Source organism: Corallococcus sp. AB032C (assembly GCF_003668935.1).
Classification (GTDB): domain Bacteria; phylum Myxococcota; class Myxococcia; order Myxococcales; family Myxococcaceae; genus Corallococcus; species Corallococcus exiguus.
Window position 1 is genome coordinate 1 of sequence record NZ_RAWP01000013.1, and the last position, 16,588, is coordinate 16,588.

Annotated in this window: 5 protein-coding genes; all 5 read right to left on the reverse strand. The window is 71.7% G+C overall.

The window, feature by feature from the left end; genetic code table 11:
- Positions 1–12: 12 nt before the first annotated feature.
- From D7X99_RS07965 to D7X99_RS07985, 5 genes are read right to left on the reverse strand one after another with little or no spacing between them, the layout of a single operon-like run.
- Complete coding sequence (locus tag D7X99_RS07965; protein WP_121777236.1) at positions 13–1,878, reverse strand: hypothetical protein; 1,866 nt, start codon at positions 1,876–1,878, stop codon at positions 13–15.
- Positions 1,875–7,418 (reverse strand): hypothetical protein, encoded by a 5,544-nt coding sequence (locus D7X99_RS07970; RefSeq protein ID WP_121777237.1) that lies wholly within the window; start codon positions 7,416–7,418, stop codon positions 1,875–1,877. The genes D7X99_RS07965 and D7X99_RS07970 overlap by 4 nt, the downstream gene beginning before the upstream one ends.
- Positions 7,419–7,468: 50 nt before the next feature.
- Entirely contained in the window at positions 7,469–10,813 is a 3,345-nt protein-coding gene (locus D7X99_RS07975; RefSeq protein WP_121777238.1) for a hypothetical protein, read from the reverse strand.
- Positions 10,810–14,241 carry a DUF6603 domain-containing protein gene (locus D7X99_RS07980; protein ID WP_121777239.1) on the reverse strand — a complete coding sequence of 1,144 codons (3,432 nt, stop codon included), beginning with the start codon at positions 14,239–14,241 and terminating at the stop codon, positions 10,810–10,812. The genes D7X99_RS07975 and D7X99_RS07980 overlap by 4 nt, the downstream gene beginning before the upstream one ends.
- Positions 14,238–16,559 carry a S8 family serine peptidase gene (locus D7X99_RS07985; protein WP_147476065.1) on the reverse strand — a complete coding sequence of 774 codons (2,322 nt, stop codon included), beginning with the start codon at positions 16,557–16,559 and terminating at the stop codon, positions 14,238–14,240. The genes D7X99_RS07980 and D7X99_RS07985 overlap by 4 nt, the downstream gene beginning before the upstream one ends.
- Positions 16,560–16,588: the final 29 nt, after the last annotated feature.

Genomic DNA, 16,588 nt, shown 5'->3' on the forward strand with positions numbered 1-16,588 from the left:
GCCCCACCCCGCTCACCCCGCGCCCGTCACGTCCACCGCCTGATCGAAGGCGAGCCCGCTCGACGCCTCGCCCCGTCCCGCCTGCTTCCGGATGCCCAGCCACACCCAGGCGCTTCCATCCGTCCAGCGCGTACGCTGGAAGCCCTGGGTGACACGGGCGCCCGCGCGGGGCACCTCCTCCTCGTGCACGAAGTACGACCGCGCGGGGGTCGCATCCAGCCCCTCGCGCATCAACGCCGTGCGCGGCTCCACCTTGAGGGGCTTCCTTGGGTCGCCTTGAAGGATGCGCGGCAGCGCCGCCCGTTGGAGCTGGACCTGCCGCACGTCGTCCGGCAGGTGCACCGGGATGAAGGGGATCCACTGCTCCGGCACCGTGTTCATCACCTGGTAGCGGAGCTTCACGCCGTCAGCCACGGGCGGAGGCGGCGGAAGCGCGCCGCCCAGCACGCGCAGGAGGTCCTGCTCCAGGAACGCCCGCAGCTCCGTGGCGGCCTCCGCGCCGGGCTTCGCGCTCCCGTCCGGCAGCCACACCGTCTTCTCCACCGCCCAGGCGGAGTTCGCCAGCTCGTCGCGCACCAGCAGGACCTCCTCCTTCGGCGCGCCCTCCTGCACCTTGTAGGCGGTGGGGAGCAGCAGCAGGCTCCTGTCCACTGCCCGGCGCGCCTGTCCCAGCGGGCTGGCGTTGAACATCGCCCAGCGCCGCCAGTCATCGCCCGCGCCGCTCCCCGTCGCCTCCACCCACGTCCGCTCGCCAAAGACGTTCGTCACCGCGAGCCCGCGCACGGACGCCACGCAGCCCACCGGGAGCGTGCACGGCACGATGAACCAGTCATTCGCATACACCAGGCCGAACTCCATCAGGAGCAGCTTGGGCAGGTCCGTGGTGTCAGGCTTGATGCCGCCGAAGTTCGTCTTCCCGTCCTCGAACGCCCACCACCGCGTGTTCGGCATGCCCTGGAAGGACACCGGGGTCGGCACCATCGAGCGCGTCTCTCCCGTGGACAACCCAACCTGCGGCGTGGCCCCGTCGGCGTCGTCCAGGGCGTACCAGTCCAGGTGCCCGTCCGCGTATGCCTCGGCGCGCAGCGTCTTCTCCCCCGCGGCAGTAGGAGCGGAGACGGCGAACTGGTACTCCAGCCGGTTCGCGACCCAGGCGTCCTCCTCCGGGGAACCGGGCTGCGTGACGAGCGCGGCGAACCAGGCCACGAAGCGCCCCGCCAGCGCGTCCGCCTCCGTCTCACGCCCCGCGAGCGCCGCGATGCCATCCGACGCCCGGCCCGGCGGAGAGGACGTCAGGTGCGCGTGCAGCGCTCCGCCGTCCAGCTTCCGGCCCGCGACCGCGGCGAACGCGGCCCACACCTCCGGGTGCGCGCAGGTGGTGGCGTCCGCCGGATTCGCGGGGTCCGGCGCCCGCACCGGGTAGCGCGCCAGGAACTGCGCCGTCGCCGCGGTCACGTCCAGTCCCGGCAGCGTGCCCAGGAGCTTGAGCCAGTAGCGTCCCAGCAGCAGGCGCACGTCCAGCGCCAGCACCTGCGCGCCCCGCGAAAGCGGCACGGGGCGCCGCTCCACCCGGGCCTCCAGGGGAACCGTCGCGTCGAACGGCTCCGCGGCGCCTCCCGCCGCCTGGTAGCCCGTCAGCGGCGACGTCTCCACGCGGAGCTTCGCGAAGATGGGCGAGCCCGCGTCGTCGCCCTGGAGCTCGCCCATCTGCCACTGCCGGGTGATCAGCCACAGCGCGTCGCGCACCTCGGCGCGCAGGGCGCGGTCGAAGCGCTCGGCGCGGGGGCGCCCCTCCAGCCGGTTCCACAGCGTGAGCGTGGGCGACTCCCGCCGCTGGAGCACGCCCACCAGGTCGGGCGTGATGAAGGGAGCCGTCACCGTCCACCTCCGTTCGCCAGCGAGAGCACACCGTTGTTGAGGGCCCACGTCGCGGAGATGGTGAGCTGATTGACCGTGGAGGCCGTCACCGTCGCGGGCAGCAGCTGCGCGTATGCAGTGCCGTCCAGGTGCACCGGCTCCACCGCGCGGCAGCGCGCCAGGTCCAGGGTGTCGTTCAGCGCGTCCACCAGGTCCGCGAACTGCCATGCCCCCCGGAACTGGGACGGGGTGACGAGCAGGAAGGACTGCGGCGCCTCGTTGTCCGGCCGGTCGAAGTGGAACGCCAGCCCCGTCGTCGCCTCCGTCGCCGGGATGACCTCCGCCCATTCATCCAGGAGCAGGCCGCACTGAGGACGGGCCTTCGCGAAGGGCGTGGAGAACCGCGCCGTGTAGAGCAGGCGATCCTGGTCCTTCGAAAGGTCGGGGGGCACCTCCAGCGCCGCCCAGCGGTCGCCCACCGACACCGGCAACTGGAGCGCCGTCAGCTCCGGCTCCGGCCGGCCGAAGGCATCCGCCAACAGCGTCACCTGTTCGAACACGCGGAGCTTCTCGCGCACGCGCGCCGCGCCGTGGAACCAGGTGTCCAGGGGGAAGTCCACCTTCACCGTGTCGGTGAGGTAGCGGAAGAGCTCCCCGCTTGCGCTGTACGCGACGGCGCGCTCCAGCTCCTCACCCTGCGCTGGCGTGAGGGTGAACTCCGGCACCACGACGAACTCCTCCCCCAGGAGCGCCTTGCCTGCCTGCACCAGCGCCTGGACGCGCGCCACGGGGTCTCCGGACGCGTCGTACGTGTCGAGCAGTGTCTGGCTTTGCGCCAGCCGCGTGTCGGCCTGGGCGATATTCACCTCGCACACCCGCACCGCGTCCGTGACGAAGCGGATGACGCGGTCGACCTCCGTGTCGAAGCTCAGCGCCGTCACGTCGAACGAGGACAGGGGAAGCAGCGCCTGCGCGTCCGCGAGCAGTGGCGCGACCTGCGTGCGCGTCGTCCGCTGGAGCGCGTCCATCGCGTTCCTCCGGTCGAAGAAGGCCGTGCGCCTCGCCGCCAATTGCGTGCGGAAGACGTCAGGTGAGCCGGGCACGGCCGCCGTCACGTCCGCGGACACGCGCCAGAAGGCCTCCCGCAGCTTCGCCAGCCGGTCCGCGTCGGAGGTTCCCGGCGGCAGGTTCGCCTCCGCCACCATCAGCGCGTCGAACTCCGCGAGCTTCGCGTCCCAGGCCGTCACGCGCTCCGCCACCTTGCCCAGGACGGCCTGGAACACCTCCGTGCGGAACGCCTGCACGAAGCCCCAGCCCGCTTGCGGAAGCGCGAACCGCGCCGCCTGGGACAGGTCCGGCACCAGCTGCTCCGCCCACCCGTCCACCGCCGCCAGGATTGCGGGGCGCTGGGCCGGCAGGTCCGCCAGGGGCGCCGCCATCGTGGCCCGCAGGCCATCCAGCGCGACGCGGGTCTCCTGCAACGCGGCGCGCGGAAGCCCGATGCGCTCCCGGGCCACCGCCGAGGCCGCGTCGTCCTGCGCCGCCGTCGCCTCGTTGGCGAGCGCCGCGTCGCTCGCGCGCAGCGGCCGGGACAGCGTCACCAGCCTGCGCAGGGCCTTCAGTTGCGGCAGCACCTCGAAGACGCTGTACGCGGCGGTCCCCTTCTCCCGGTAGCGGATGACCATGGACGTGTCGGGACGGGGCGCGAAGTGATCCGTGGCGTAGGCCAGCACGCGGTCGTCCAGCTCCGCCATCGCCTGGGAGCCATCAGCGCGCACCACCAGCACCCAGTCCAGCGGCTGCAAGCCGAGCGCATGCAGCGTCACCGGGCGCGCGACCTGGGCGCTCGTGGCCGCCTCGCGCAGCACCACCGTGCAGCCCACCTGCGCCAGGTCCGGCAGGAGCGACGCCAGCCACTGGTTCAGCGCGGGCTCCGCCTGCGACCGCGGCGTCATCGTGAGGCCCGGCACGGGCGAGGCCGAAGAATCCAGCCCGCTCTCCAGGTGGAGGCCCACGCGGTGAGTGAGGCCCAGGCCGCTCACCGGCGTCTTCACCACGTCGGGGTCCGGCGTGGCGCCTCCGGCGCTGAACGCATCGCTCGCCGCGGCCGCGCGCTCCGGATTGCCGAGCACCGTCTGGTACACGCTCTCCGCGAGCCCCAGGTCCGCCACCGCGTCCTGACTCTCCAACAAGCGCTGCACCTCCGCGGCGATGGCGGCGGTCTGCGCGGGGCTCGCGGCGGGCAGCGGCAGTCCGAACGGGTAGCTCGCGTTCCCAGTTTGCTGGACGTGCTGGACCAGCGCGAGCCCGTCCACGACGTTGCGCGCCTCCACCGCGTCGATGGGGACGTCCGGCGGCGTGGCGGTGGAGGCCAGCCGATCCGCGACCAACGGGAACGCCTTGCGCAGCGTGAAGATGAACGCGTCCACCTCCGCCAGCCCGTACCGGTCATGCAGTCCGCGCTCCAACTGGTAGCCCAGGAGGGCGCCCAGGCCCTGGCCCTCGCGCAGCCCGTCCAGCAGCGTGAGCGCCGTGCGCACGCGCTCGGAGGTGAGGTTCACCGCCAGGGCCTGCCGGTTCGTCGCGGTGGCGTTGGACAGGTCGCCGTTGCGCAGCACCGCCGCGGCGACGGCCTGGTTCTGCGAGGGCGCGTGGATGAAGCCATGGTTCGTGCTGTCACGCAGGAGCGGCGCGTCGCCCGGCCGCTGGAAGATGGCCGCGAGGTCGGGCTCCAGCTCCACCTCCGTGAGCACCTGTCCCTTGGGCCTCACGTCCTCCAGCCAGGCGTACGCGCCCAGGTAGAGGCCCTGGCGCGGGCCTGCCTTGGAGGCCAGCCCCCGCATCGTCTCCAACTGCACGTGGACCAGCCCCAGCATCCACGCATCCAGCCGGTACGTGCACAGGTCCAGGTGCTCCACGAAGGCCCGCTCCAGGCGGGAGGTGGACGCGTCGAACAGGCGCTCCAGCGCCGCGAGCTGTTCGGCGAGCTGCGCGGTGGAGGACACCTGTCCCAGCTTCGCCGTGAGCCAGTCGGTGATCAGCGCCGTGTTGCTGCCAGTCACCGCGGGCGCTGTCTTGTAGAGCATCGCGTACCGGCTCTCGCTGGCGAGCGCGGGCGCCTGGTGCACGTGGATGAAGGCGGCGTCGTTCCGGGCCGCCATCGCGGTGGTGTCGTCCAGCAGACCGGCCGCCACCTGCGCGCGCACGCTGCCGTCGTGGTAGCCCAACTGCAACGCATGGCGCAGCATCAGGTACAGGAGCGCGGCGGGCGGACTCCCATCGCTGAAGCCGTCCTGGAGGTAGAGCGCGTCCAGTGACGTGCGCGCCGCGTCGCGCAGCCACCGCAGGTAGTTCCTCCCATCCGGCGTGTAGGCCCGCACCGGGTCCTGCTCGGAGAGGGGGCGGTCGTCGATGAGGGGCCCCGTGAGCAACTCGTGGTGCCCCTTGAAGACCTTCTCCAGGAGCGGCGGGGGCGTCGTCCCGGTGTAGCCCAGCCGGGACAGCAGCGCGGGGGCGCCCCCTTGCAGCGGCGCCTGCATCACCGCCGGCAGCAGGAAGGCCGCGTCCAGGAACACCAGCTGGTTGCGCAGCTGCGTGACGCTCTGCGCGTAGCGCGTGGAGAGCTCCGCGGACGTCGGGTGCAGCCCGACGATGTCCAGCAGCGTGGCCTGTGGATCCGCGCCCGGCCGCCCGGTGAACGACACGCCCTGCGCGAGCAACGCCCAGTCCCCCTCCATCTTGCGCAGCACCGAATAGAGGCCCGGGAGGATGCGCTGCCAGCCCTCCGCCTGCCCCCACCACGCCATGCGGGAGAACGCGGTCGCCGGCAGGATGCCGTAGGGCTGCTTGCCAATGCGCAGCGCGGGCACGGCGCCCCGGCCACTCACGTAGCGCGTGAAGAACGTCCGCAGCGGATCCACCGTGGCGTCCGGAATCACGGGCTGCATCATCGTCCGCATCCAGTAGCCGAGCGTCGCCGGCCACAGCGCCACGTTCATCGCGCGCGCGTCGGACTGGTCGCGCCCCGCGGAATTCAGGGTGCGGGTGAACAGCGAGGGTGACACGCCCAGATACTCCGCGAGCCACTGTCCATCGCGCTTCTCCAGCGGATCCGTTTCGAGGGGAAAGCCCTCGCTCCCCTTGAAGAGGACGTCGAAGGTCGCATCCGCGTCGTCCACGAGCGAAGGCACGGCAGACGCATCGTCCGTGTTGTTCGTCGCCGCTCCCTGCGGCAGGAGCGACAGGCCGCTCCGGCCCAGCCGGTGGTGTTCCAGCAGCGACTCCAGCTCCGCCTGGGCCTGGGCCGGGTCCGCGCTCGAACGCAGGCCCAGCACGAGGACGCGGTCGAAGCCCCGGGAGGCCTGGGCCGGCGTGAGGGGGACGCGCAGCCCCATGCCCACCTCCACCGCGCTGGGGAAGTCCACCATCCAGCGCAGGCCCGGGGGGACCTGCATCTCGCCCCCGTCCTGCCGGAGCTGCTCGTCGGGGAGCGCATAGGGATCCGGGCCGGTCATCAGGGGCGAAGACACCGGAGCGCCCACGGCGATGACGTCCGCCTCCCCGGTGGACTGGCCGATGAAGATGAACCGGTCCGGCAACACCGTGGCCACCGGCGCGCGCGACCAGGCCGTGGGCTTCGTCGGCACCCCGTCCGCTGGAGGCAGGGCCAGCTGCACCACCGTGCAGACGACGTCCCGCCGGTCCCGGGAGCTGCCCGGCTCGGCGTCCAGGTTGAAGGGGACATAGGCCGCGACCAGCGACCGCGCTCGCACCTCACCGCCCACCGCCGCTTCCAGTTGGATCCACGCCGACCCGAGCGCCGCCGCGTCCCCTTGCGCGAGCCACACCGCGCGCCAGTAGCCCGCGAGCGCGACCTGCACCGCGCCCGCGAGCGGAACCTCCGTGGGGATGACCAGGAGGACGTCGTCGGGTGAAGCCTTGGAGGGCGCCGCGCCCACCGGACGGTACTGCTGGAGGATCCACTCCGCGCGCCCCGCGCCATGGCTGGCGACCAGGTTGCGCCAGGCCGCGCGCAGCGCCCCCTCCACGCCCCCCGCCGCCCACACCGCGCACCAGTAGCGCCGGGCGCTCACCAGCTCCCCGTCGGAGAGCGTGGGCTCGAAGGTGTCGATGTTCGCGTCGTCGGGATAGATGCGGACCCACAGCTCCGGCGGCGCGGACTCGCCCGGAGCGGCCGCCGTCTTGAAGCGCGTCTCCAGCCGCACCGGGAAGAGCAGGATGGGCAGCCCGTCATCCCACTGTCCCGCCGCGCTGCGCGGATCCGAAACCGCGCCGAAGCGGCCGACCGCCGCGGCCTCCCGCGCTTGCGCCTGCCCGAGCCCGGCCCGCGCGTCCTCCAGGTCCTTCGCCGCCCGGGCGCGCTCCGACTCCGGGTCGCGCCCACGCGACACACCCTGCCCGTCTCCAGCGCGCTGGACGCGGGCCCGTCGCGCCTCCAACCGCGCCAGCCGGTCACGCGCGTTGGCGACCGCCGCCTGTCCCGTCTCCCGCTCCGCGCGCGCTGTTCGCAGCCTGACTCGAAGCTCGTCGAACTCAGCCATGGTGGGTCCTGCCTCGTCATCATCCCGGCGCACGCCCTCGCGGGTGCGCGTCAGGACTCGCGGTTGAGCATCTCGCTCGCGTGCACTGCGACCAGCACGGGCGTCTGGAAGAGGATGTAGGCCACGTCCGCCGCGCTCATGTCGCCGCTCCACGACACGTGCAGGTCGTCCGAGTACTGCGGCAGCTTCTCCGCGGCATCGGGCCCGGTGGGTGGCACCAGCGTGAGCGTGGGCGTCGTGGAGGACACGTCGATGAAGCTGCCGGTTGGGCCCGGCTGGACGTCCTGCCACGACAGGTCGTTCCAGACGTTGAGCACCGGCTCCGCGTCCGTGTCCAACCCGAAGCGCGGGTCCCCCGGCCGCTCCTTGATGACGAAGAACCAACCCGGGTCATCGTTGGGGTTCTCTCCCGTGCCGCCCTCCGCCTCGGCCACCGTGAGGTCGAACCCGAAGAAGTAGATGTCCGGGTCCACCCGCGCGTCGTACAGCGGCGTGCGCACCTTGGTGCGCGGCGGGTTCGCAGCCTCCTCGTCGGTCAGGGTCGCCAGCTGCCGCTCCTGGCTCGGGTCGATGGAGCCGTCCGGCTTGAGCTGCCACACGGCGCGGTGCGCGTAGATGACGGCCGTGGGGTAGCGCTTGAGCAGCTCTCCCCGGATGACGAGCACGGCCTGAGCCGAGTTGTTCCCCGGAGGCGCGCGCGCGTCGTGCTCCCCCAGCTTCGACGCCAGGGGCCACAGGTTCAGCGGGGGGATGTCGCGCAGCTGCTCCCGGAGCGCCGCGTCGTCTGTCTGCTGGGGGTCGAAGTAGCTGGACACATCCCAGAACTGACGGAACGGGCTGCCGCGCTGATCCGTGGGGTACTCGCGCCACAGAAGCTCCCGGGCGAACTCGTGGTTCAGCCCCACCATGTACGCCTCGATGAAGACCTGGTTCGTCTCCAGCAGCGTGATGCTGTTGGGCGCGATGAAATTGACGTTGGGCAGGAACAGCTCGGAGGAGAGCGCCGCGAGCGGCTTGTACATGGGCGCGTCGATGACCGGATAGGCCATGACCTCGGTGAACGGATCCACCTGCTCCACGGTGATGCGCGGAGGAAGGAACACCCCCGCGAGGACTCGCCGGGGCACCGTGAGCGACGGGTCCAGCTTCGTCAGCATGCCCCGGGTGAGCGTCACCAGGTCCAACGCCGCGCGCACCGGAACGGGCCCCGCGCCGGTGCTGACCTGCATGAGCGCGAAGCCATCCCGCAGGGCCGTCTTGAAGCGCACCGCCTCCGGGTTGTCCACGCCTCCGACCGTCGCCGTCAGCGGCGCGCCCGGCTCCGTCAGCACGAAGTCCGCGCTGCCCGGGAGCCGGGCCACCGACTCAGGCGTCTGCCCAGCCTCACTGAGCGCGCCCGCGGCACGGGCAGCCCCGGCCCACCGGGCGAACACCGAACGGAGCACGACCCCCGCGACGATGAGGAGTCCCCCCAGCAACACCCCGAGCACGGGCGAGAGCGCGAACAGCAGCAACGCCAGCAGCAGCGCGAGCACCAGCGGCCCCCACTCCAGCCACGGCCACCGCACCAGCAGCGCGAGCAGCCACGCGGGGACGCCCGCCGGGCTCGCGGACGCCGCCACCTGGTCCACCGTCGTCACGCCGGGTGGCGCGACCTTGGGCGGCGCCGCGCTCACCTCCCCCGCGTTCACGCGCTCGACGAGCGCATCCAGCGGGCGCTCCGCGTCGAACGGCAGCGACCGGATGAGCCGCCCCCGGGGCCGGGCCACCCGGCGCAGGGCGGCGGAGGTCATCGTGGGCTGCACGCGGCTTCCCGCCAGCACGGCGTTGACGGTGGTGGGGCTGGCCAGCACGCGCTTCGCCAGCGGGGCCATGAGCAGGAGCGTGCGCTCGTGGCTCTCCCCCAGCAGCGGCGTCAGCTGCCGGTCGAACCAGACGAGGCCCTGCTGCAGGGCGAGGTGTCCCAGGCGGATGCGGCGGTTGGCCTCCAGCACCTGGCCCACCTGGTCCCAGGCGGCCTCCATGTACGTCTCCTGGCCCTGCTGGATGACGCTCGTGCCGAAGCCCGCGGTGACGCGGTGACGCGGATCCAGGTTGAGGCCGTGCACCCAGTTGTCCACCGGCGTCACCGGCGTACCGTCGCGGTTCGTGAGCAGCCGCTTCGTCAGCGCGTGCCACATGCCGTACAGCGGCGGCGTCACCAGCGGATCCGGGTTGTCCTCCACGCCCTCCCCCAGGCCGGTGCCCGCGTTCGCGTCCGCCGCGGCCGCCGCCGCGTAGTCGTCCGCCAGATCCACCAGCGCGGCCAGGTCCTGCTGGATGGGACGAGGAAACGGCGTGGCCCAGTTCTCGTACCGGTCCAGCTCCGCCAACTCCTCCGGCGTGTAGTCCTCGCGCGGCACGCGCAGCGCTCCGCCCAGCTTGAGCACGCTGCCCAACGTGGGGTCCACCTGTCCCCGCACGTTCGAGCCGGGGTCGGACACATCCAGGTCGCGGCGGCCCACGCGGATGTCCACCGGCCGGGCCTTGAGCAGGCGCACCAGCGTTTCGAAGTCACCGTCGGCGGCGGTGCGGAAGTACCAGCGGTAGAAATAGGGGAACAGCGTGGGCGCCTGACGCGTGCCGCTGGGATAGGCGGGGTCCCACGCGGAGAACGTCGCGTGCGGGCTCTGGGCGGGATCCAACCCCAGGCCCGTCAGCCGCCCCGACTCGAACACCGGCACGAGGAACGCGTGGTAGCCCGAGTTGCCCGACAGCTTCCGCGGACACACGATGCGCGAACAGGCCAGGTCCGGGTTCTCATCCAGCACCGCCTGGAGCCGGGGCAGCACCGCGCTCATGTCGTTCGACGTGAACTCGCCGTCGCTCCCCGCGAGCGAGCGGTTCACGTGGACATGCGCCCAGGCCCACAGCTGATCCGCGGGCGGGAAGACGGAGAAGTCCTCCACGTCGATGTAGGGCAGCGGCTTGCCCGCGACGTCCGCGCCGTCCTGGAACTCCGCCTCCGTGAGCACCACGAGCATCAACCACGGCCGCAGCCGCCCCCGCGCGGCGTCCGGGGCCGCGGGCGTGTACCGCCAGGGAAAGTCCTCGTCGTAGAACTCCACCAGCGGCAGGTGGTTGGGTTCGAAGTTGGTGATCCACGGGCGCGGGTCCGTGCGCACGATGGCGCGCGTGTCGACGCCCTGGATGTCGCCCGGACCGAACAACGCCACGTCGCGCGACAGCGGCTGCGTGACCGTCGTGCCATCCGGCCGGGTCCCCACCAGCGCCAGCCGCACCTGGACCTGGACGCGCAGCTTCTGGTTCGGGTCCTGGTCCGCGCTGGTGATTTCATTCGCCAACCCGCTGCGCAACCAGGGCAGGAACGAGTACGTCGCGAGGGGTGGGCTCATACGGCCTTCTCGAAGGTGGGGATGACGTGCACCTGGTCCGCGAGGCTCGGATCCAACGCCACCTTGCGCGCCATCCAGTCGCGCGCGCTCGCCTCGCTCTGGAAGCTCGCGGACTCGGTGGACACCGCGCGGTTGTCCAGCTGGAAGGCCACCGTGTACGTCTCCGCCTGCACGGTGATGGTGTCCGCGAACGGCCGCAGCTGGGTCCGGGTGGCCTGGGACAGCGCGGAGCGCGCCGTGCTGGAGCCGCGCAGGAAGAAGGTGAACAGCCGCGCCGTGTAGTCGAAGAACTTCCGCGCGAAGCGCTTGGAGTTCGAGTCCAGGATGATGAGCTCGTAGCGCACCACGCGCTTGACCATCCGGCTGGAGCTGAGCACCTGCCCCGCGCCCGACAGCTCCACGCCGCCCGGCTCCGGAGCGAAGGCCGGCCGCGACAGCTTGTCCGCGTCCGTCATGTCCTGGAACTGCGCGGGTGCGAACGACTCCAGCGCGTCCGCGGTCTTCGCCAGTCCACCGGAGGCCACGCTCAGCTCCACGCGGTTCACGTCCGCTGGCGTCTGGGCGCCCACCCGGTCCAGCGTCAGCGCCAGGGGTGCCAGCCGCTGGGACACCCGCAGCACGCCCACCGGGTGGAGCACCAGCCCGTCCTCGGGAGGCAGCGTGCGCAGGGAGACACGCAGGGATTTGCCGGAAGGCGGCAGCGCGCGCCAGCTGTCCACCTTGTTCAGCTCCGCCAGGAGCAGCGGCAAGAGCAGGATGGGCGGCAGGAGCGTGTCCTCGGAGCCGCCCCAGACGACCTCGACATCCACGGAGATGTCGAAGAAGAGCATCGAGATGGAAGCGCTCCCCTTCGCGCGGTAGGGATTCGGCCCCTCCAGCGAGCCCGTCAGCCGCGCGCTGAGCAGATCCAACCCCGCCACGCTGATGGAGAACGTGGCGGAGATGTCGATGGTGAAGAAGAACGGGGAGCGCTGGAACAGGGCGTCGAAGGTGATCTGCCCCTGCACCTTCGCGGAGTCCACGCCGAAGAAGAGGTCCGCCCGCGCGCCGAACTGGACCGTGTTCGGCGTGACGGCGAAGTAGCCCTGGATCTGTACCCGCGCGGTGGACGTGTTGATGAGCGTGACGGCGACGCGCTGGGGCGTGGGAAAGGGCAGCGGCGGCGGGGTGTAGCTCGGGTGGAAGCCGCCCACGCTCACGACCACGTTCCCGTCGTCGCCGTACGCGACCAGCACCCCCATCTGCCCTTCCAGGGTCACGTAGAGGATGCGGGACTCGAACAGCGACGCGAAGAAGTAGAGCCGCTGCTTGTCGAACTCGATGGCGCCCGCGAAGTTGGCCTGGAGCACCAGGAGCGGCAGGTCCTCGTGCGGCAGCGCGACCTTCAACACGCCCAGGATGGCGACGTCGCCGGGAATCTCCACGAAGACGCCCAGCGAGACGCGCAGGAGCGCGGGCGTGCCCCAGGCCAGCTCCACCATGGGCCCCACGAGGAGCGTCCCCTGCTTCTGGGGGAACAGCGTCCGCAGGTCGCTGAGGATGCGCGGCGCGTTGGCCACCACGTCCTGGGGGAACATCACGCTGTCGATGGCGCCGGACCGCACGCCCTCCATCAGCGCCTCCAGGTTCATCGTCCGGTTGAGCCCGAGCAGGCCGCCCACGCGCAGCAGCGTGAAGCCCAGGCCCAGCTGGATGCCGCTGCCGAAGTCCGCCGTCAGCAGGATGAGCAGTGAGAACCCCGGCGTGCCATCCGGGTTCTGCGTGGTGATGAGCCCGATGGCGTTCACGCCGAACAGGTCCGCGAACACCAGCTCCAGCGCGCCCGAGTACTCCCCTCGCGCCGGGTCGAAGAAGAGGGCGCCGCCGCCCTTCACCATCCCCGCGTCCACCACCAGTCCCAGGCCGTCGGGAGGCTTGAAGGCGAACGCCAGGTCCGCCGGGCCCAGGTTCCCTCCGCCATCCGGAAACGTGAACGTCGCCAGCAGGCCCATCCGGTCCACGGACACGGTCAACGGGCCCAACGTCGCCATGAACCCGGCGGACAGCTCCACCGGGATGGCGCCGTCGGAGCGCAGCGTCGCCACCAGGTAGAGGTTGAAGATCTCCAGGGGGCCCAGCGAGACGTGCGCGGGGAGCGCGACCTCCAGCGCCGCGCTGCCCGTGAACGCCACGCCCTTCGAGGGGCTCCACGACATGCCCACGTCGAAGTTCGACTCCAGCGTCCGGCCCGACAGCAGCGTCGACAGGAAGCCGTCACCGCCCTCGCCGCTGATGACCAGCTTCCCCGCGTGCAGCATCACCGCGATGCCGGGATCCACCGTGACCGGCCCCGAGGCCGCGTCCACGTGGACGTCCACCGACACGGTCGCCTGAGGCCCCTGCACCTCCAGGCGTGAGCCACCGGCCTCGCCCAGGAGGAGGAAGGGGTCGGCCCCCGGCGCGCGCGTGAAGGACAGCGCCGTGTGGACGTCCACGGTGCCGGGGTCGTCCACCGACAGGTCGAACAGGGGCCGCAGCGTGAGCGTGAAGTCCTGCGGGGACTGCACCTGCGCGTCCAGGGACAACTGCCAGTCCCCGGCGGTGGCCGTCTCCGAGCGGCTCAGCGCGCCCGGGACTCGCACGCTCAAATCCAACCCTGGTGGGCTGAGGGCGGGGTTCACCTCCGCGCTGAAGGCGAAGGCCTCCAGCATGGCCGGCTGTCCGGGCGGCTGGAGCAACTGCGCGGGAATGCCGAACTGCGTCTCCAGCAGCGCCTGAAGCGCACCGAAGAGCGCCAGGCCGTCGAAGTCCGGGGCGCCCCACTTGTGCACGTCCCGGAGCAGGCCCACGGGGTCCGTGAAGAGCCGCGCCATCCGGTCGAAGTGCAGCGCCTTGCGGGTGTAGGCGCCCTGGAGCGTGCCGGGAGGCCCCGACTCCACCTGCTCGATCTCCATCGCCCCCGTCGCGAGCAGCGGAATCGCGAGCTGGGGGAAGCGGTCCTCCATGTAATCGACGAGGAGCCGCTGAAACAGCTTCGACGCGAACGCGGTGGCGAACGCCGCCAGCTCCGCGCGCTGGGCGGGCGTCAGGGTCGCCGCGCTCGTGCTGAGCGCCCCGAGCGCGGTGGCGGTGGTCCGCGACGCCTGCACCAGCAGCCCGATGCGCTCGACGAGCGCCCGGCCCGTGGCCTCCACCGCGACCGGGTCCTCCGCGCCAATGGCGTCGACGAGCTGCTCCACCAGCGTCGGCAGGTCCGTGGCCGCCGTCATGAGCGAGCTGACGGCGGCGCTCAGGTCGTCCGTCTGCGAAAGCCCCGGCGGCCGGCGCAGGCCCAGCCACTCCAGGACGGAGTCCGCCGTGCCCGCCTCCGCGCGCAGTGCCAGCGGGCGGAAGATGCGCGCCAGCTCCGTCGCGAGCAGCTCCAGGGTTCCCGAGGCGTCCTGGCTCACGAAGCCGCCTCCAGCGCCTGGGCCTGCACCCGCGCGGCCAGGGGCATGCGGAGCAGCGCGAACACACGCTCCCGGTGCTGCTCCAGGCTCCGGCGCAGCTTCGGTGTGCCGTAGCGCGTGAGCAGGCCGCACCAGCGCTCCAGGTACTCCCGCTGGGACTCCGTCTCCAGCGCGGGCGGCGCGTCCGCGTCCAGCGCTCCCTCCAGCAGGCATCGCAGCATCCGGGGTCCACTGCCCCGGTGCCACAGCGTGGCCACCCGCCGGTTCGTGTCGATGAGCCGCCGCACCTCGCTGAAGTGCCGGCTCACCACCGACGCCAGCACCTCTCCCTCCGGCAGCGCGAGCAGCCGCGCCCTCACGATTCGCAGTGAGGGCGGCAGCGACACGGCCGGGCGAGGCCGCTCCGAAGGAACCGCGCGCAAGCCGCCGCCTCCCCCTCCGCCGCCACTCTCCGCCCAGACGCGCTCCATCGCGGCCTGCACGTCGAGCTTGCCCACGCCCCACGTGTCAGGCGTTCCCCCGGGAGGGGGCGGACGCGCGGACACCTTGAGGTACTTGAAGATGTCCTCGCGCTTGAGCCGCGGGTTCAACTCCAGCATCAGCGCGATGGCCCCCACGACGTGCGGTGTCGACATGCTGGTGCCGCCCAGCTCCTCGTACAGGCAGCAGCACGCGTCAGGGCAGCAGGAGCAACAGTTGCCCTGGAGGTTCGCGGCGTCCGCCTTCGCGGACCGGATCTTCAAGCCCGGCGCGGCGATGTCCGGCTTGGGGTTCGCGGCCGCGTTGCGCGCCACGGGACCCCGGCTGGAGGACGGTCGGATGTCCGAGGAGGGAAAGCAGTCGAAGAAGCTCGTCCGCGACTCATGGTTCGCGACGCAGAAGGCCGTCAACGCCGTAGAGGGAATCGTGAGCGTCGATGCCTTGGACGCCCGCACCTTCCCATCCGGCGGGTCCACGGGATCCAGGAACACGGGCTGCTGGGTGGCGCTCTCAATCCAGCAGTGGAACGTCACCGCGGTGCCGGAGGGATTGATGAGGTTGAGCTTCCAATCCCCCGCCGGGATGTTGCCGGAGATGGGCCGCTGCATCCGGATGCGGAAGTTGTTGTCGCGGTCGTTCGCGCCGTTGATGGTGCCGAAGGTCGTCACCGCGAAGCGGCGGTCCTGGCTGTCATTGGCGTTGGCCAGGGCGACCCGGTTCGCCCCATGGTTGGCGGTGCCCAGGGAGTGGGGCCCCGGCTCGATGAGCTCCAGGTTCAGGGTGCCCGCGCGCGCGTACCAGACGTCCAGCTGCGCGTAGCTCTCGTACCCATCCCGGGTGGAGAACTCGACCTCCAGGTTGCCGTTGGCGGGCACGGTGCCCTGGACGTGCGTGCGCTCGTCGGACTCGTTGCCGGCGGCCACCACCACCGCGCGCCCCTCCTTGCCGGACACCAGCGCGTCAATGGCCAGCTCCAGGTTGGACGTCCCGTCGTGCGGCCCCAGATTGGCGCCCAGGCTGATGTTGACCACCGCGGCCTTGCCCACGCTCTGCGCGAACTCGAAGATGAAGCCCACGGCTTCGGCCATCAGGACGTTCGCCCCGAACTCGGGGCCGGTGTTCAGCGGATAGCGCACGAGGACGATGTCCGCTTCGGGCGCCACGCCGACGAAGGTCTTTCCCAACGGATGACAGCAGGTCGCGGGGCCGCCATTGCCCGCGGCGATGCCCGTGACATGGGAGCCATGGCCGACCTCATCGTCCCGCGCGTCGAGACTGCGCACCTGGCCCAGGTCGCCGTGGACCGCCTCGTTGATGCGGGCATTGTCGTAGAGGACGCCCACGCCAAAGGGCCCCGGGCTCTCCGTCCCCGTGGGCGTGAGCCGCGTGTCCCATAAGGCGAGGACGCGCGTGTCCCCCCCGGGCGTCACGAAGCCCCGGTGACGCCAGTCGATGCCTGAATCGATGACCCCGACGATGACGCCCTTGCCCCGGTACTGCACCGGACCGATGTGCACCCCGTCCGCATGGATTTCGGGAACGCTGTAGTTGAGCTTGGGGTGCATCCGGACGGAGCCTTCCAACTGCGACACGTGCTCGATGGCGGCCAGCGCCTCCAGCTGCTCTGGCGGCGCCGTGCCCGTCGCGATGGTGTAGCCCCGGGTCGCATGGGGAAAGACGCCGCGCACCTGGAAGCCGGCAGCCCTCAAATCCTCGATGGGGCCGGTGAACTGGATGGAGAGCAGCACCGGACCGGGTGCCTCACCCCGTGCGGCCAGCGCACGCGCGGCATGCGCCTGCACGTGGTGGCGAAGTTCGGGTGACAGCTTGGAATTCATGATGCCCCCCACGCGCCGGGTCCGGGAAA